The sequence below is a fragment of the Sutcliffiella sp. NC1 genome, from assembly GCF_027594365.1.
GTDB classification, from domain to species: domain Bacteria; phylum Bacillota; class Bacilli; order Bacillales; family Bacillaceae_I; genus Sutcliffiella; species Sutcliffiella cohnii.
The window spans coordinates 798601-816845 of record NZ_CP115153.1 but is presented as its reverse complement, the minus strand read 5'-3'; the positions used below and the strand labels follow the sequence as shown (position 1 = coordinate 816845).

The following is an 18245-nucleotide window of genomic DNA, read 5'->3' as shown; positions in this document are numbered from 1 at the left end:
TTATTGAAAAACGGGCTCCAATTTTCTTACATCACTAAATTTCCCCGTAACGGCAGCAGCGGCGGCCATTTGCGGACTAACTAAATGCGTTCTCGCACCATTTCCTTGTCTTCCTTCAAAGTTACGATTTGATGTAGAGGCACAACGTTTACCAGCTGGTACAACATCGTCATTCATCGCTAAACACATACTACATCCGGACTCTCGCCATTGAAACCCAGCTTCTGTAAAAATTTTATCTAAGCCTTCTTTTTCCGCTTCTTTTTTAACCGTTTGTGAGCCAGGTACAATGATTGCTGTAACACTCTCTTTTACTTTTCTACCTTTCACCACTTCAGCAGCGGCACGTAAATCACTTAATCTAGAATTAGTACAAGAGCCGATAAATACGTAATCAACCGCAATATCTTCAATCGGTGTATCTGGTTCCAATCCCATATACTCTAAAGCTCTTTGAATGGATTGACTCTCAGTTTTATTCTCTAAAGCGCTTGGATTAGGTACTTTACCTGTTACAGTCGTTCCCATTCCTGGGTTTGTTCCCCAAGTTACGTGAGGTTCAATTTGCGAGCCGTCTATAACAATCGTTTTATCAAATGTAGCCCCTTCATCTGTTGCAAGGCTTCTCCAATAATCTACCGCTCTCTCAAACTCTTCACCTTTCGGACTATATTTTCTATTTCTTAAATATTCAAAGGTTACTTCGTCTGGGCTAATAAGTCCGGCACGAGCACCAGCTTCAATCGACATATTACAAATCGTCATCCGCTCTTCCATTGATAAACGACCAATTACGTCTCCTGTATATTCAATAACATGCCCCGTTCCAAATGCAATACCATGTTTGGCAATGATGTGTAAAATAACATCTTTCGCACTTACTCCGAACCCAAGCTCGCCTTCTACTTTAATTTGCAATGTTTTTGGACGAGCTTGCCAAAGCGTTTGGGTTGCAAGAACATGTTCGACTTCACTCGTCCCTATTCCGAAAGCTAGTGCTCCAAACGCACCGTGAGTGGACGTATGACTGTCACCACAAACGATCGTTTTCCCTGGCTGTGTTAAACCTAATTCTGGTCCGATTACGTGAACGATTCCTTGATCGGGATGGTGAATGTCAGCAATTTCAATACCAAATTGCTGACAGTTTTCCATTAGCTTTGACATTTGTGTTTTTGCTATTTCATCTGTAATTACATGTTTATTAATCGTTGGAACGTTGTGGTCCATCGTAGCATATGTTAGATCTGGTCTTCTTACTTTTCTTCCGTTTAGTCGTAAGCCTTCAAAAGCTTGTGGAGAGGTTACCTCGTGAACTAGATGTAAATCAATATATAGTAAATCTGGCTTTCCTTGTTCCGACTGAACCGTATGCTTCTCCCAAACTTTTTCTATTATCGTTTTTGCCGCCATACCTTTACCTCCTTACAACGAACATTATGCATAGCAAGCTAAAATCCCTACAATTGCGTCATCTTCTAATTGATTAACAACAAGCTCAATCATCTTATCCGTTCCTACTACTGTACTACCCTCTGATTGAATATCTCCAGTCCGGTATCCAGCATTTAACACATCATTTACCGCACGCTCAATTGTTTCTGCTTCTTTTTCCATTGAAAATGAATATTTTAACATCATTGCCGCCGATAAAATCATCGCTAATGGGTTCGCTTTATTTTGCCCAGCAATATCAGGAGCTGAGCCGTGAATTGGTTCATATAACCCGAAGCTATCATTTCGTAAGCTTGCTGACGGAAGCATCCCTAGTGAGCCTGTTAACATCGACGCTTCATCACTTAAAATATCACCAAACATATTTTCCGTAACGACGACATCAAATTGTTTTGGGTTTTGAATTAGTTTCATCGCAGCAGCGTCGACTAAAATATGTTCAACCTCTACATCTGGATAGAAGGCTGCTTTTTCCTCAACAATTTCTCTCCACATCTTGCTTGATTCTAAAACATTCGCTTTATCTACAGATGTTAATTTTTTTCTTCGCACAGAAGCTAACTCAAATGCTTTTTCAACAATTTGTTCAATCTCTTTTCTCGAATATTGTAGAGTATCGACAACATAGGATTGATCTTCACCTCTACGCTCACTAGGTTTTCCGAAATAAAGTCCACCTGTTAGTTCCCTTACAATCATTAAATCTACATTTTGAACAACTTCTTTCTTTAATGGAGAAGATGCAATAAGACTTTCAAATGCTGTTACCGGACGTAAATTCGCGAAAAGTCCTAACTCCTTCCTAATCGCGAGTAAACCGCGCTCTGGTCGTAAATGAGAAGGATTTCCGTCCCATTTCGGCCCCCCAACTGCTCCTAGAAGGACAGCATCACTACTTTTACAAGCTTCTATCGTCTTTTGCGGAAGAGGTGTATCGTATTGATCAATGGCAGCCCCTCCGATAGAAGCTTTCACAAATTCAAATTGATGACCGTACTTTTGCGCTACAGCTTTTAAAACTTTAATTGCTCCACTAACAACCTCTGGACCAATTCCATCACCAGGTAAGACCGTTATTTTTTTTCGCGCTCCCATTGTAATCCCTCCATTATATTAGTTGTTCCGTTTTATAAATGTACTTTTTGTTTTACTTTTCTACTCTCAAACTTACAAACGCGATTGACTGCATTGATATATGCTCTGGCAGAAGCTTCTAATACGTCCTGTGCCGTTCCTCTTCCACTTGATTCCACTCCGTTATACAACACTTTTACGAACACATTTGCTAATGCATCACGTCCACTACCGACGGAGTTTAATTTATAATCTAATAGCTGAACTGGTTCCTCCACGATACGCTCGAGTGTATTATAAATTGCTTCTACACTACCTGAGCCAGTAGCAGCTTCTTGGATTTTTTCTCCATCCTTTGTTGTCACAACTAATGTCGCCGTTGGGATGTTAGCCGTTCCATATTGGACTTGTAAACTAGTAAACTCATATTTTTTCTGTTCGTCTTTTTCCGTTTGTTTATCTGTTAATAGCTCAAGCAAATCTTCTTCCGTAATTTCCTTTTTCTTATCTGAAAGGTCTTTGAATAGTTTAAACACTTCGTTTAATTCTTCATCTGCTAATTGGAATCCAAGCTCTAGCGCTTTATTTTTGAAAGCATGTCGACCGGAATGTTTTCCAAGAACTAAACTATTTGATTTCACACCAATTAATTCTGGCGTAATGATTTCATATGTTGATTTTTCTTTTAACACACCGTCTTGATGAATGCCTGATTCGTGGGCAAATGCATTTGCTCCAACGACCGCTTTATTAGCTGGAACAATCATTCCAGATAATTTGCTCACAAGGTTACTTGTTCGTTTAATTTCATCTAGCTTTAGGCGAGTTTCTGCTTCGTAATAGTCTTTGCGGATATGAAGCGCGACCGCTACCTCTTCAAGAGAGGCATTACCTGCGCGTTCACCGATTCCATTAATAGTACCTTCTACTTGAGTAGCACCATTCTCAATTGCAGCGAGTGTATTAGCTGTCGCCATTCCGAGATCATCGTGGCAATGGGCAGATAGTTTAACTTTATCGATATTTTTAACGTACGAACGTAAGTATTTAAATAGCTTTCCATATTCTTGTGGGCTACGGTAACCGACTGTGTCTGGTAAGTTGATCACCGTTGCTCCTGCATCAATGACTTCTGATACAATTTTCACTAAAAAATTTAAATCGGATCGACAAGCATCCTCTGCGGACCATTGCACTTGAGGGAAATATTGACGGGCATATTTCACACTACTTACTGCAGCATCGATTACTTCATCAGGTGTCATTTTTAACTTATAAGTCATGTGGATTGGAGACGTTGCTAGGAAGATATGCAATCTTGGTTCAGCCGAATATTTTAATGCTTCCCACGCTGCATCGATATCCTTTTTGTTCGAGCGCGCTAGTCCTGTTACGGAACTATTTTTAACAGTTTGCGCGATTAATTTCACTGCCTCAAGGTCACCTTTGGAGGCTGCGGGAAAGCCAGCCTCCATAATATCAACTCCAAGACGTTCTAACTGCTTTGCTATTTCCAATTTTTCGACCGTATTTAAATTAACACCCGCTGATTGTTCGCCGTCTCTTAGCGTTGTATCAAATACGTCAATTTTTCGCACTTGCTACCACTTCCTTTTTTGTTTGTTTTTTTACAAATGGCATCATTGCGCGTAGTTCCTTTCCAACAACTTCGATTGGGTGGTTCTTTTCACGTTCGTTAATAGCGTGGAACTCTGGGCGATTAAGTTGGTTTTCTAAAATCCAACCTTTCGCAAATTTCCCATCTTGAATGTCTGTTAAAATATCTTTCATTCGTTTCTTCGTATCTTCGTCTACTACTCTAGGTCCAGATACAAAATCTCCCCATTGAGCTGTATCAGAAATAGAGTATCTCATTCCTGCTAAACCATCTTCATACATTAAATCAACAATTAACTTTAACTCATGTAAACATTCAAAATAGGCAACTTCTGGCTGATATCCAGCTTCCGTTAACGTTTCAAAACCTGCTTTTACTAGAGATGTTAAGCCACCACAAAGGACTGCTTGCTCTCCGAATAAATCCGTTTCTGTTTCTTCTTTAAATGAAGTTTCGAGAACACCAGCACGTGCAGCTCCAACACCTTTCGCATAAGCAAGTGCTAAATCTTTCGCAGTTCCTGATACATCTTGGTATACACCGATTAATGCAGGTACTCCTGCCCCTTCTTCAAATGTACGACGAACTAAATGTCCTGGTCCTTTTGGTGCTACTAAAAATACGTCTACATCATGTGGAGGAACAATTTGGTTAAAATGAACGTTAAATCCATGAGCAAATACTAAAGCTTTGCCAGCTTGTAAATTTGGTTCAATCTCGTTTTTATAAACTTGTGGCTGCATTTCGTCTGGAAGTAGTACCATAATAACGTCTGCTTCTGCACTCGCTTCATGAACTGTTTTTACGTCAAAACCATCTTCAACTGCAGAGTTCCATGATTTTCCTTGACGAAGACCAACAACTACTTCGAAACCACTATCACGTAAGTTTTGTGCATGTGCATGACCTTGAGATCCATATCCAATTACTGCTACCTTTCTTCCTTTTAATACTGCCTCGTTAATATCACCGTTATAATATACTTTTGCCATTTTCATTCATCCCTTCAATTTTTATTGTGAATTTTCCAATTATTTATTTTAATAATGAGTATTGCTTCATATTGGCAACTGATTTTTGTGAACCTCTTGGGAAAGCGGTAATTCCAGTTCTAGCTAGCTCTTTAATTCCGTAAGGTCTCAATAAGTCAATAATTGCATCCATCTTCTCGGAATCACCAGTTACTTGAACGGTGACACTTTCCCTTGATACGTCAATAATGGACGCTCGGAATAGTTCGACTATGCCACTAATCTCACTTCGTGTTTGCGCATTACTAATAACTTTAATTAGTGCTAACTCTCTCGCAACAATTGCTTGTTCTGTAATATCAGAAACTTTCAAAACATCAATTTGTTTGTTTAGTTGCTTTATAAGTTGCTCTACTTGGCGGTCATCTTCCACATTGACAACAAAGGTCATTTTGGAAACACCTTCAATTTCCGTTACTCCAACAGTAATACTTTCAATGTTAAATTGCCTTTTTGTAAACAAACCGGTAATTCGATGTAATACACCACTTTGGTTATTTACAGTGGCTGAAACAATTCGACGTTTCATCGTTTCACCCCAATCATTTCATGCAATCCTTTACCAGGTGCGATCATCGGATATACATTTTCCATTCTACTAACACGACAATCTATTAAAATTGGTTCGCGCTTATTTAACGTTTCTTGCAATACTTCTTTCGCTTGTTCTTCACTCGTTACTTGAATTCCTCGAATGCCATATGATTCCGCGAGTTTTACGAAATCTGGTTGATGTTGCATAATCGACTGTGAATAACGCTGTTCATAAAATGTTTCTTGCCACTGTCTTACCATTCCTAATGCGTTATTATTAACAATTACGATCTTCACTGGCAGATCTAGCTCTGTTAAAAGTGACATTTCTTGTAATGTCATTTGAAAGCCTCCATCTCCAACTAGGGCAACGACGTTTGCTTCTCGGTCAGCTAGTTGAGCTCCAATCGCTGCTGGAAAGCCGAAGCCCATCGTACCTAAACCACCGGATGTTACCCAACGGTTAGGGGCATTAAAACGATAATATTGAGCTGCCCACATTTGGTGCTGGCCAACATCCGTTGTTACAATCGCATTTCCTGCCGTACATTCATGAACTAATTCAATTAAATGTTGAGGCGAGATTTCTTTTTCACAGTTGTTGTACCAGAGTGGATATTGTTCTTTATATGTTGTTAAATGAGCTAGCCATTCAGAAATATTCGGCTTAGCATCAAACTCTTCATTTAGTTTTGTTAATGCTTCTTTTGCATCTGCAACGATTGGTATTTGAGTTGTAACGTTTTTTCCGATTTCGGCAGGATCAACGTCAATATGGGCAACCGTCGCTTTTGGGGCAAAATGTTTTAAATTACCTGTTAGTCTGTCATCAAAGCGAGCACCGATGCTAATTAAAAGATCGCATTCGTACATTGCCATATTGGCAGCATAAGTTCCATGCATTCCACCCATTCCTAAATTTAAAGGATGTTCTGCTGGAAAAGTTCCAAGACCTAAAAGTGTATTAACAACTGGAAGGTTATTTTGTTCTACAAAGGCTAATAATTGCTCGGACGCTTTAGCATGTAACACACCTGCACCTGCTAAAACTACCGGTCTTTTCGCATTTTTCACAGCCTCTAATAGTCTCTTTATTTGTAAAACATTCGGCGATAACGTTGGCTGATACCCAGGTAAATCTACTTCAAGTTCAAAGTTTGGACTCATTACTTCTGCACTTATATCTTTTGGAATATCTACTAAAACAGGTCCTGGTCTCCCAGTTGTTGCGATATAAAATGCTTCTTTCACAATTCTAGGTAAGTCGCTAATCTGGCGCACTTGGAAGTTATGCTTCGTAATTGGCATTGTAATACCAACAACATCGGCCTCTTGAAATGCATCTGTTCCGATTACACCTCTAGCAACTTGACCTGTAAAAATAACTAACGGCAGTGAATCCATCATTGCATCTGTAATTCCTGTTACTAAATTTGTTGCACCAGGTCCTGATGTCGCAATGACAACACCTGGCTTTCCTGAAACTCTCGCATAACCTTCAGCTGCATGGATTGCTCCTTGTTCATGCCTAGCTAAAACATGCTTGATTGGCATTTTATAAAGAGCATCATAGATGGGTAGAACAGCACCTCCAGGATATCCGAAGAGTAGTTCGACCTTTTCGTTTTTTAACGCTTGAATAAAAATCTCTGCCCCACTCATCTCTTCCTTTAATGGTTCAGCCTCTACCTTTGTATGCATACTAGTCTCCCTCCTAAAACATTTATAAATTTTTATTAGAAAAACTCGCTACTCGCTTGTTCCTTGGACGAAGCGAGTTGCATAGTTTTACTTATGCGACTCTGAAAAGTAAACCATTTTCAAAAGTGGAATCTAACATTCTACACAGTTTAAAAGTTTTATACTTTTCTATAAGCTAAAATAAAAAAGCTTTTCCAACCTCTGCCTCCACAATTAATACAATGGAACGCAGGGGTGAAAAAGCTTTTAGTAACTTTATCACGGTACCACCCTGATTCATGATATTTTCGCAAATATCACCTTTGGAACAACAAATCTATTGTTCATTTTTGTAACGAGTATTACTACTCGGTCGATCCTACTAAAATTCATTTTTCAGATCAACGCTCAGAGGGGATGTCGCAAAAGGAGGTATTACCGGTTCGCAGCAACCACCGGCTCTCTGAAAATACGGATTCCTTCACTTTTTCCTCGTCAACGCCTTTAAAACTATTAAATTTTCATAATTCCACCCGTACTTGCATTCGTTACAAGTTTGGCGTATCTCGCTAAGTAACCTTTTTTAATTTTCGGTTCAGGTTGTTTCCAATCTGCTTTACGTTTTGATAGCTCCTCTTCAGAAACTTTTAAATTTATCGTTCTGTTCGGTAAATCGATGGAAATAATATCTCCATTTTCAACGAAGGCAATTGGTCCGCCTTCTGCCGCTTCAGGTGAAATATGTCCGATGGAAATACCTCTTGATGCTCCGGAAAATCTACCATCTGTAATAAGAGCAACTTTTGTTGATAATCCACGGCCTGCAATTGCAGAAGTAGGTGCTAACATTTCCGGCATTCCCGGACCACCTTTTGGTCCTTCATAACGGATGACAACAACATGCCCTTCTTTTACAGTTCCTTCATCGATACCTTTTTGTGCCTCTTCTTGAGATTCAAATACGATTGCTTCGCCTTCAAACGTCTGAATGGATGGATCCACTGCACCAACTTTAATGACTCCTCCATCTGGTGCAATATTTCCGTAAAGTACGGATAATCCCCCAACTGGACTGTATGGATTATCTACTCGTCGAATAACTTTATCGTTTAGTATCTCTGCATCTTTTACATTTTCATATATTGATTTTCCTGTAATTGTTAAACGATCTGGATGGATTGCACCTTCTATATTGCACAATTCCTTAATAATGGCATTAACACCACCTGCTTCATGTACATCTTGCATACTGTAATCTGATGCAGGACTGATTTTCGATAAATAAGGAACACGTTGAGCAATTTCATTCACTCTTTTTAAGTCATAATCTATCTCTGCTTCATTGGCGATTGCTAACACATGCAGTACTGTATTAGTGGAACCACCCATTGCCATATCAAGAGCGAACGCATCATCAATTGCTTCTTTTGTAATAATATCTCTAGGACGAATATCCTTTTTCACCATTTCTACCAGACTTTTTGCAGCTTCTTTTATTAAATTTTTGCGTTCATCTGAAGTTGCAACGATTGTTCCATTCCCCGGTAGTGCCAATCCGAGCATTTCCATAATCGTATTCATTGAATTAGCAGTGAACATTCCAGAACAAGATCCACAAGTTGGACATGCACTCATTTCGATCTCTAATAGCTCTTCCCTTGTCATTTTTCCTGACATAAGTGAGCCTACTCCTTCAAAGACAGATGCAAGAGATAGTGGTTTCCCATCTTTTGTTCTACCTGCTTCCATCGGACCTCCTGAAACAAATACGGAAGGGACATTCGTTCTAGCTGCCGCCATTAACATACCTGGTGTAATTTTGTCACAGTTTGGTATATAAAAAACTCCATCGAACCAATGTGCATTTATAACTGTTTCTGCTGAATCCGCAATAATCTCTCGACTTGGGAGCGAGTATCTCATTCCGATATGCCCCATTGCTATTCCGTCATCGACACCAATAGTGTTAAATTCGAATGGAATTCCACCTGCTTCACGAATTGCTTCTTTTACAACATCTGCAAATTGCCTTAAGTGTACGTGACCTGGAATAATGTCTATATAAGAGTTACAAACACCGATAAACGGCTTATCTAAATCTTCTCTTTTTACCCCTGTCGCATAAAGTAAGCTCCGGTGAGGTGCACGGTCCACTCCTTTTTTGATCATATCGCTACGCATTTATATCTCCTCCAACTACTTTTACACCGCTTGAATTTTTTCATTCGGATAAACTTTCACTCCGTCACTTGTAACTGCTTTACGAAAATCTTCAAGCAATTCTTTCGTATAAGGACCTGGAGTACCTTCGCCAATTGTTCTACCATCTACTTTGACAACGGCGATGACTTCTACGGCAGTACCAGTTAAAAATACTTCATCTGCTGTATAAACATCATGTCTCGTAAAGACCTCTTCCCTTATGTCAAACCCTTTTTCTTTTGCTATATCGATAATCGCATTTCGCGTAATTCCTTCTAACGCTCCAACATAACCTGGAGGTGTTTTAATAACATTTCCTTTTACGATAAAAATGTTATCAGCGGAACCTTCTGCCACATATCCTTGGTCGTTAAGCATTAAAGCTTCTCCAACCCCAGCTAAGTTAGCTTCAATTTTTACAAGGATGTTATTTAAATAGTTTAGCGATTTTACTTTCGGTGATAATACATCCGAACGATTTCTTCTGCTAGCTACTGAGACAATGTCTATACCACTCTCATACATTTCTTTCGGGTATAGTGCTAATTGTTCTGCAATAACAATGACTTGCGGATTTTTACAAGTGAATGGGTCAAGACCTAAATTCCCAACACCTCTTGAAACGACAACTCGTATATATGCATCTTTATATTCGTTTTTTCTTAACGTTTCAACGATAATTTCTGTCATTTCCTCTTTCGTCTGTGGTATCGATAACATGATCGATTTCGCAGAATCGTATAGGCGGTCAATATGCTCTTGGAGGCGGAATACATTCCCACTATAAACTCGTATTCCCTCGAACACTCCATCTCCATATAAGAAACCGTGATCGTAAACCGAAACTACCGCATCTTTTTTCGTAACAAATTTGCCGTCTAAATAAATCCATTGTTCACTCAAAGTGTTCTCTCCTCTCTTGATGATTCCACTTAATTACATAAACGCGTTAAAGTGTGTAATTTAAAAAAATATTTGTCATTTTTAACTAGATTAACTAGTTTGTTGATTTCTGAAAATTCTTTGATTGAGGACAATAATACGCCCGTTCAGCCTTAAGGTCAATAGGTTTTTAAAAATTTTTAGATAATTTAGATTTATCTGATATATAAGAAATCGCTTACATTATGATAACGATGCATGTTTGCGAGATTTTAAAATATTTTTGAACTTTTTAATGAAAACCCTTACATAAAAACTTCCATATCAATCTTAAAAATAGTTTCTGTTCTATGTTGTCTATACAAGATACCTTTATCTAAAGGAAAGAAAAAGAAAAGTTAGCAGCTACTTTCCTTTTTTAATAGATTAATAGTTATACTCCAGATTATTACAATGAATTTGAAGTTGTTTAACGGTACAATGTGAAAATCTTCTTTGGAACAGAGAGGCAATATATTCACCCGTTCCTTTTGGGGCAAACGTTAATATCGTTGGCCCAGCACCACTAATAACCGTTGCGATAGCTCCCGCTTCTTTCCCCAAATTACGCGCTTCCGTTAACTCTGGTATTAACGGAAGTCGATGCGGTTCATGAAAACGGTCCTTCTCCATCATTTTTCCTGCTAATTCGTAGTTTTCAGTAAGCAGCGCAGCAATTAAAACATTGGCTACTGCACTACCTAATACTGCTTCTTCTCTAGTAAGCTGTTCTGGCAATACTTTTCTAGCAACTTCCGTTTTCACTTCATACGGCGGAATAGTCACCACAATATCTATGTTAGGCTTTGGTAACTGAACGATTTCAACTACCTCTCCAATAGATACACCTGCTACTAGCCCTCCAAAAATACATGCACCAATATTATCAGGATGTCCTTCTATTTCGTTACCAATTAACAGTTTCTCCTCAAGAGTCAACTCTAACTGAGCAAAATAATTCGCCACTTCAATTCCAGCAGCAATTGCAGCTGCACTACTTCCAAGTCCACGAGCAAGAGGAATTTCACTATCAATGACGATATGCAAAGGCGGAAGGACCGCGTTATAGCGCTCAGCTGTTAGAGTAGCAACTTGATAGATAAGATTCGTTTCGTCCGTTGGCAAGCTGATAAGTAACGGTGATCGGCATTCAATCTTCCAGTCGGAGGACCTTGTTATTTCAAGCGTTAAGTACAAATTTAAGGCTAGGCCTAAACTATCAAAACCTGGCCCTAAATTTGCTGTACTCGCCGGAAATTGTAAAGTTACGGACGTACTCATGCTGTAACGACTCCTTCAATAAATTGTGCCACTACTTTCTCATCGTTTGGTAATAATACTCGTTCTTTTTGAACTTGTTCCATTGCTGTTTGTGGGTCTTTTAACCCATTACCTGTTAACACCGCTACTACTGTAGCACCTAACTGGATTTCTCCAGATTTAAGCTGTTTCATCACACCAGCAATAGAAGCACAAGAAGCAGGTTCCGCAAATACACCTTCTTCTTTCGCAATTAACCTGAAGGCTTCTAGTATTTCATCATCGGTAACTAAGTCGATTTTTCCACCTGATTCGTCTCTTGCAGCTACCGCGTATTCCCAGCTTGCTGGATTACCAATTCTAATTGCAGTTGCTATCGTTTCTGGCTCTTCAATTACTTCGTTTTTCACAATGGCTGCTGCTCCTTCTGCTTCAAATCCATGCATTTGAGGCAGTCCTGTGCTATATTTTTCGTTATATTCTTTGAACCCTTTCCAATACGCTGTAATATTACCAGCATTTCCTACAGGTATAGCTAAAACATCTGGTGCTTTTCCTAATTGATCACATATTTCGAACGCTGCGGTTTTTTGTCCTTCAATACGATAAGGATTAACGGAATTTACGAGCGTTACCGGAGAGCGTTCACTAATACTTCTAACCATTTTTAATGCATCGTCGAAGTTCCCTTCAATCGCAACAATTTCTGCTCCGTACATGACTGCTTGCGCCAATTTCCCCATTGCGATTTTCCCTTCCGGTATGACGATAATTGCACGCATACCAGCTCTTGCTGCATAGGCAGCGGCAGCAGCGGACGTATTTCCAGTTGATGCACAAATAACAGTACTACTTCCTTCCTCTTTTGCTTTTGCTACTGCCATAACCATTCCACGATCTTTAAATGACCCCGTCGGATTTGTTCCTTCCGTTTTTACATAAAGATCGATTCCTAATTTTTTCGATATATTTTTTAATGGAATTAATGGTGTATTTCCTTCCATCAACGAAAGCTCAGGAGTATTATTTGTTACAGGTAGAAACTCTTTATATTGTTTTAATAATCCTTCCCACTTCATTTTTGTCCCCCACCTTCAACTAAGTAAAGACTTTTCACTGCGTTCACTACAGGAAGATCACTCAATTTCGCTAGTACATTTTCATAGTTTGCGAGAGATGCTCTATGAGTTACAATGACAATTTCGGCTAACCCTTTTTCATCAAGAGGTAGCTGCAATATTTTCTCAAAACTGATTGAATTATCGGAAAACAGTTGAGTTAAACCAGCAAAGACTCCAACTTCATCAAGCACATGTAATCGAATAAAATATTTCGCATAACGTTCGTCTGCTGATTTTAATTGGCGACTGAATTGAGGTGCAAGCACACTTCGCCCATTAACTCCGAGTCGCATATTTTTTACAACTGTTAACAAGTCACTTACGATAGAAGTGGCTGTTGGTAAACTACCTGCTCCTGGACCATAAAACATCGTCTCTCCTACCGCTTCTCCATAAACATAGACAGCATTGTACTCATTGTTTACGGATGCTAGAGGATGACTATTATCTAAAAATGTCGGTTGGACACTCACTTCCGCTCGGTTGTCTTCCTGCTCAGCATATCCGATTAACTTCATCGTGTAACCAAGCATATTTCCGTATTTTAAATCTTCTTGTGTTACGTTTGACATCCCTCGGACAGATACATCTTCAAGCTCAATGTCCATAGAAAAAGCTAAGCGTGATAAAATTGCCATTTTACGAGCTGCATCAAGACCTTCTACGTCAGAAGTTGGGTCACTTTCAGCAAAACCTAAATCTTGCGCTTCTTTTAAGACGGAATCGTATGCTAAACCTTCTTTCGACATCTTCGTTAAAATGTAATTAGTCGTCCCGTTTACAATTCCCATCATCTTCTGAATTTTGTCCGAAGCGAGTCCTTCTGTTAGTCCACGAATAATCGGAACCCCACCCGCAACACTTGCTTCATAAAATAAATCACATCCATTGTCTACTGCTATTTTTTGTAGCTCAGAGCCATGAAGTGCAATTAAATCTTTATTTGCTGTTACAACTTGTTTTTTTAATTGAAGAGCGTCGATTATGTAACGACGTGTTTCCTCTACTCCTCCCATCACTTCTACAACAACATCAATTTCTGGGTCATTAATTACTTCGTATGGGTCAGTTGTTAACAAAGAACGATCAACGTCTACATCTCTTTCTTTGTCTACATTTTTTACTAACACTTTTTTTATAGATACCGAGCAGCCAACTTGATGGAAAAGCTGTTCTTGTTGACGTTGAATCATTTTAACTACACCCGTACCAACAGTTCCTAATCCTAATAAGCCTACATTTACATTTTCTCTCATTTCCTATCACCCCGATGTACTTTTGTGGTATACACTTGTTTTTATATAGTAGACATTATATAACTTACTTTTCAGCTTTACAACCTATTATTTTCAAAAAATAGTTTTTTATTTTTGTAAATAGCAAAAAAAGCCTGCTCCAACAGGAAACAAGCTTTGAAAATTTTTATATGATTGTATTAAGTAACTACTAAACTCTGAAAATGGAAATATGCTCTTGTAGTTCTTGAGCCATGTGACTTAGGGCGTTAGCCGATGCTGCTATTTCCTCCATCGATGCGTTTTGCTCTTCAGCTGAAGCTGCAACCATTTGAGAATTATGTGCTGATTTTTCAGAGACGTTTGTAATGTCAGCCATTTGCTGTACCATTTGTTCCGTACTTGTACTTACTCTTTCTGCAATTGCTGATACATCTTCTGCTTGTGAGGTTATACCTGCAATCATTGTTCGTATTTCTTGAAATGATTTTCCCGTTTCGTTTACTTTTTCAATCCCAACTTTGACCGAGTTAGTACCAGCATTCATAGAAAGGGAAACTTGATTAATTTCTTCCCTGACCTTTTCAATTACTACACGAATTTGTTCTGTAGCATCATTCGATTCTTCCGCAAGCTTCCTTACTTCATCTGCAACGACAGCGAATCCTCTTCCATGCTCACCAGCACGCGCTGCCTCGATTGCAGCATTTAGTGCTAATAAATTCGTTTGACTAGCTACTTTCGAAATGACATCGACAATTACCCCGATTTCACGGGAACGTTCACCTAAACTACTAATAATAGTAGCGATTTCTGATACACGCTTTTGAACGATACTCATTTGCGCTACCGTATCCATGACAATTTTATTGCCTTCTTCTGCTTTTTCGTTCGTTTCTGCACTATAGTTTGAAACGGTTACAATGGAGTTCGATGCCTGCTCCATTCCTTTCGCAATATGTATAATAGATTCATTAGCTGTTAGAGCGCTTTCCACTTGATTGTCAGAACCTGCCGCAATTTCTTGAATCACTTCCGTTATTTGTTCTGCTGCTTTCGAAGTTTGCTCTGAGCTTGCTAGTAGCTGTTGGGAGGAGGAAGCAACCGTCTCGGAGGCAACTAGTACTTTTCTAATTAAGTTTGCTAAATTCGTTCCCATCGTATTAAAAGATAAGGCTAAGTCCCTTATTTCATCGTTCGTTTTCACTTCTATTGGATCAATCGTTAAATTTCCTTCTGCTACCTCTTTCATTCCTTTATTCACAATCTCTAACGGTTTCGTAATCATCCGAGCTACTACAAATGCTATCGAAAGCCCTATTATTAAACCTACTAAAAGGAAAATAGCACCTTCTACAAATGAAACAGAGGATAATAACATAATAAATATCCCTTGTACTAGCACTACGGTGATAAAACCAGCGTAGAGCTTCTTAGCTACCGTCCATCTAAAATTTTTCAATAGTTTCGACCCCTCTATCCTTTTTTAATAATTTATAAGGACACTATATACCAACTTTTTTCCTATTTATTTCATCATAAAACAAGCTAATAATCATTTCAATAATATTCAGACAAATTACATTAAGAAACGGAAGCATTCTACATTTTGTGAAACTTTTCCTTATTTGTTACGTATGTAATGATGAAAGGAAGGTGCGAAAATGAAAAAAATTTGCATGAGTTCTTTATTTTTACTTTTACTCGTTATGACCTTTCCTACAAAAGGGTTTGCAGTCGATTATTCTATTACAAATGTAGAAATTGATGCGTACTTACAAGATAACGGCGATGTTTATGTTATGGAGCTGCATACATACGAATTTAGGGGAGATTTTAATGGCATCACCAGAGAAATCGTCCCTAAAGAAGGTGCTCGCATTCAACAAGTAACAGCATCGGAACAGGAAAACACATTACATGTGGAACGAGAAGAAAATGTATACAAAATACATCGAGCTGGGAACGACGAAACGATCACCTTTACGATTACTTATACAATTGAAGGTGCTGTCGATGTTTACGAGGACGTCACACAGTTTTATTGGCCATTTTTTGATAGTAGAAATGAGTCTACTTACGAACATCTAGTTATTACGGTTCATCCTCCGCAACCTACCGATGATGTAATAGCTTTCGGATATGATACTGCGTATAATACAGAACAAATTCAGGATTCAGGAGTGGTCGTATTCCAATACGAAAAAGTTCCTAGAAGAGAAAATGGGGATATTCGCGTTGCCTATCCTTCTAGCCTCTTTCCGGCTACAACGGGAACGAATACCGGTACGTTGAGACAACAATTATTGGCGGAACAACAGGAACAAGTTTTAGCAGCGATTGAAAGAGAAGATAAGAAAGAAACACTATCTTCTATTGCAGCAATTGGCCTCCCAGTTGTTTCAATGCTTCTATTATTTTTATTTTTACGAGATTATTTGTTGATGAGAAACCAATTAGCTTCAGTAAAGAGAGAACATCCATCATTTAACACATTACCTCAACAAAAATTAAGTATGCCAGCTGTTTTCTATTTTACAAACTTTAAAGTATTAAATGAGCATGCAATGGCTGCTTCGTTACTAGATTTAATCCGACAAGGGTATGTGCAAAAAAGTGGGAATGATACATTTACAGTTACAAATAAATCTCCAAAGCTTCATCATGAAACCATATTAATAGAATGGCTTTTTTATAAAATTGGTAACGATGGTACGTTTCATTTTAACGACTTGAAAGATTACACGAAGGATGAAAATAACCATGATAAGTATCATGAATTTCAATCCGAATGGCAAGGTGCAGTAAAAGAAGAAGTTAACCAACATACGCTTTATCATAATAAAACAAAGTATAGCTTGTCATTGATATTAATAAATCTTCTACTTTTACCGTTTTTGTTTTATTTTCCTACCTACGAATTGTATAGTGCCTTTATTGTAACGATTGTGTTGTTTTTGACCGTTCTAATATACGCGATATCGTATCGACCAAAAACATTTGAAGGTGCTAGTATTCACTACAGTTGGAAAGTGTTTAAAGAGAAGTTTTTAGAGGTAACGAAGCAAGATTGGACGCACTGGACAGAGGACGAGAAAATGCGAGCCTACATTTACGGGCTCGGTATTAACAATAAAAGATTAACCGAAAAGCATAAAGAATTTATTGAAGCTTTCACTACACCAACATTAACTGGAAGGCATTCGAGCACTAGCTACCAATCTTTATATATGTTAGGCGCACTAACTTCTAACAATTTTCATTCTGCTTCGAGCGCTACAAGTGACAGTTCTAGCAGCAGTTCATCCTCTTATAGTAGTGGCGGAACTGGTGGTGGCGGTGGTGGTTCTGGGGCGTTTTAAATGAAGTGTATTTTTAAAAAAGTAGGGGAAACGACTTTGTTTCTCCTACTTTTTTTGTATTGGCATTTGATACTGCTTAAAAAGGGTTGGCCGGTGGAGGCTAGTTCCAATTTTATTGCGGTAACACGCAGTTTATTTGCGATAACCACTGTTTATTTGCGGTAACACGCAGTTTATTTGCGATAACCTCTGTTTATTTGCGATAACACGCAGTTTATTTGCGATAGTCAATCTTTTGGACCGCATCTACTTTTATATAGACTGTTCCCCTTTTTTTCCATTAATAGAATAACTAACCGAGATTTCCGCACTTAAAGAATGGGACACGGAGCAATACGTATCTTTGGATAACTTAATGGCTCGCACTACTTTATCTTCAGGAAGCTCTCCTTCTAACGAGTAGTGAATATGTACTTTCGTAAACTTTTTAGGATGATCGTCCGCTCGTTCTCCTTCTACATCCATTGTAAATCCAGTCGGCTCTAAGCGCATTTTATGTAAGATCGAGATAATGTCAATACCGGTACAGCCAGCTACCGCATTTAATAATAGTTCTGTCGGTCTTGGTCCACTATTTTCTCCCCCAACTTCAGGGGCTGCATCCATTTTTAATTCATGACCAGATGGTGTTACACTTCCGAAAGCCATTTTGCCTTCCCAATTAATCGTTGTTTTCATTCCAATCATTCCTTTCGTTCATATACTATCCATTACTATTTCCAATTGATTCCTTAATTATTTTAAAAGTAATC

The 18245-nt window shown here is 38.6% G+C and carries 14 protein-coding genes and 1 other annotated feature; of the genes, 1 reads left to right on the top strand and 13 read right to left on the bottom strand.

What is annotated here, in order from left to right; all coding sequences use genetic code 11:
* From leuC to O1A01_RS04035, 12 genes are all read right to left on the bottom strand, one after another.
* Nucleotides 1–1413 carry a 3-isopropylmalate dehydratase large subunit gene (leuC, locus tag O1A01_RS04090; protein WP_270065630.1) on the bottom strand — a complete coding sequence of 471 codons (1413 nt, stop codon included), beginning with the start codon at nt 1411–1413 and terminating at the stop codon, nt 1–3.
* A gap of 24 nt (nt 1414–1437) precedes the next feature.
* Entirely contained in the window at nt 1438–2550 is a 1113-nt protein-coding gene (leuB, locus tag O1A01_RS04085) for a 3-isopropylmalate dehydrogenase (RefSeq protein ID WP_066414971.1), read from the bottom strand.
* Nucleotides 2551–2582: 32 nt separating this feature from the next.
* Nucleotides 2583–4127 (bottom strand): 2-isopropylmalate synthase, encoded by a 1545-nt coding sequence (locus tag O1A01_RS04080; RefSeq protein WP_270065629.1) that lies wholly within the window; start codon nt 4125–4127, stop codon nt 2583–2585.
* Complete coding sequence (gene ilvC / locus O1A01_RS04075) at nt 4114–5139, bottom strand: ketol-acid reductoisomerase (RefSeq protein ID WP_066414975.1); 1026 nt, start codon at nt 5137–5139, stop codon at nt 4114–4116. Before ilvC ends, O1A01_RS04080 begins: the two co-directional genes overlap by 14 nt.
* Before the next feature lie 43 nt (nt 5140–5182).
* A complete protein-coding gene (ilvN, locus tag O1A01_RS04070) occupies nt 5183–5707 on the bottom strand; it encodes an acetolactate synthase small subunit (RefSeq protein ID WP_270065628.1) in 525 nt (174 codons plus the stop codon).
* Nucleotides 5704–7413, bottom strand: a complete 1710-nt coding sequence (gene ilvB, locus O1A01_RS04065; protein ID WP_270065627.1) for an acetolactate synthase large subunit — start codon at nt 7411–7413, stop codon at nt 5704–5706. The genes ilvN and ilvB overlap by 4 nt, the downstream gene beginning before the upstream one ends.
* 227 nt (nt 7414–7640) lie before the next feature.
* Nucleotides 7641–7900, bottom strand: a binding site (T-box leader).
* A 5-nt stretch (nt 7901–7905) separates the two neighbouring features.
* Entirely contained in the window at nt 7906–9573 is a 1668-nt protein-coding gene (gene ilvD, locus O1A01_RS04060) for a dihydroxy-acid dehydratase (RefSeq protein WP_270065626.1), read from the bottom strand.
* Between the two features lie 21 nt (nt 9574–9594).
* Nucleotides 9595–10497: a branched-chain-amino-acid transaminase gene (gene ilvE / locus O1A01_RS04055; RefSeq protein ID WP_066414984.1), complete on the bottom strand. Its 903-nt coding sequence runs from the start codon at nt 10495–10497 to the stop codon at nt 9595–9597.
* 405 nt (nt 10498–10902) lie between these two features.
* Nucleotides 10903–11796 carry a homoserine kinase gene (gene thrB, locus O1A01_RS04050; protein WP_270065625.1) on the bottom strand — a complete coding sequence of 298 codons (894 nt, stop codon included), beginning with the start codon at nt 11794–11796 and terminating at the stop codon, nt 10903–10905.
* On the bottom strand, nt 11793–12854 hold the full coding sequence (gene thrC, locus O1A01_RS04045) for a threonine synthase (RefSeq protein ID WP_066414988.1): 1062 nt from the start codon (nt 12852–12854) through the stop codon (nt 11793–11795). Before thrC ends, thrB begins: the two co-directional genes overlap by 4 nt.
* Nucleotides 12851–14152, bottom strand: a complete 1302-nt coding sequence (locus O1A01_RS04040) for a homoserine dehydrogenase (RefSeq protein WP_270065624.1) — start codon at nt 14150–14152, stop codon at nt 12851–12853. Before O1A01_RS04040 ends, thrC begins: the two co-directional genes overlap by 4 nt.
* A 190-nt stretch (nt 14153–14342) precedes the next feature.
* Nucleotides 14343–15593, bottom strand: a complete 1251-nt coding sequence (locus tag O1A01_RS04035; RefSeq protein WP_270065623.1) for a methyl-accepting chemotaxis protein — start codon at nt 15591–15593, stop codon at nt 14343–14345.
* Nucleotides 15594–15795: 202 nt separating this feature from the next.
* Between O1A01_RS04035 and O1A01_RS04030 the strand changes: the two genes are divergently transcribed.
* On the top strand, nt 15796–17493 hold the full coding sequence (locus O1A01_RS04030) for a DUF2207 domain-containing protein (protein ID WP_270065622.1): 1698 nt from the start codon (nt 15796–15798) through the stop codon (nt 17491–17493).
* A 252-nt stretch (nt 17494–17745) separates the two neighbouring features.
* Here O1A01_RS04030 and O1A01_RS04025 read toward each other — a convergent pair whose 3' ends face one another.
* The gene (locus O1A01_RS04025; protein ID WP_066414999.1) at nt 17746–18171 is read right to left on the bottom strand and encodes an OsmC family protein; all 426 of its coding nucleotides are present in this window, start codon (nt 18169–18171) and stop codon (nt 17746–17748) included.
* Nucleotides 18172–18245: the final 74 nt, after the last annotated feature.

What these genes read in the sequence shown, in the direction of transcription:
- ilvD (WP_270065626.1), bottom strand. Translation starts at nt 9,573, where the DNA reads ATGCGTAGCGATATGATCAAAAAAGGAGTGGACCGTGCACCTCACCGG.
- ilvC (WP_066414975.1), bottom strand. Translation starts at nt 5,139, where the DNA reads ATGGCAAAAGTATATTATAACGGTGATATTAACGAGGCAGTATTAAAA.
- leuB (WP_066414971.1), bottom strand. Translation starts at nt 2,550, where the DNA reads ATGGGAGCGCGAAAAAAAATAACGGTCTTACCTGGTGATGGAATTGGT.
- O1A01_RS04025 (WP_066414999.1), bottom strand. Translation starts at nt 18,171, where the DNA reads ATGAAAACAACGATTAATTGGGAAGGCAAAATGGCTTTCGGAAGTGTA.
- thrB (WP_270065625.1), bottom strand. Translation starts at nt 11,796, where the DNA reads ATGAGTACGTCCGTAACTTTACAATTTCCGGCGAGTACAGCAAATTTA.
- thrC (WP_066414988.1), bottom strand. Translation starts at nt 12,854, where the DNA reads ATGAAGTGGGAAGGATTATTAAAACAATATAAAGAGTTTCTACCTGTA.
- O1A01_RS04030 (WP_270065622.1), top strand. Translation starts at nt 15,796, where the DNA reads ATGAAAAAAATTTGCATGAGTTCTTTATTTTTACTTTTACTCGTTATG.
- ilvN (WP_270065628.1), bottom strand. Translation starts at nt 5,707, where the DNA reads ATGAAACGTCGAATTGTTTCAGCCACTGTAAATAACCAAAGTGGTGTA.
- ilvB (WP_270065627.1), bottom strand. Translation starts at nt 7,413, where the DNA reads ATGCATACAAAGGTAGAGGCTGAACCATTAAAGGAAGAGATGAGTGGG.
- O1A01_RS04040 (WP_270065624.1), bottom strand. Translation starts at nt 14,152, where the DNA reads ATGAGAGAAAATGTAAATGTAGGCTTATTAGGATTAGGAACTGTTGGT.
- leuC (WP_270065630.1), bottom strand. Translation starts at nt 1,413, where the DNA reads ATGGCGGCAAAAACGATAATAGAAAAAGTTTGGGAGAAGCATACGGTT.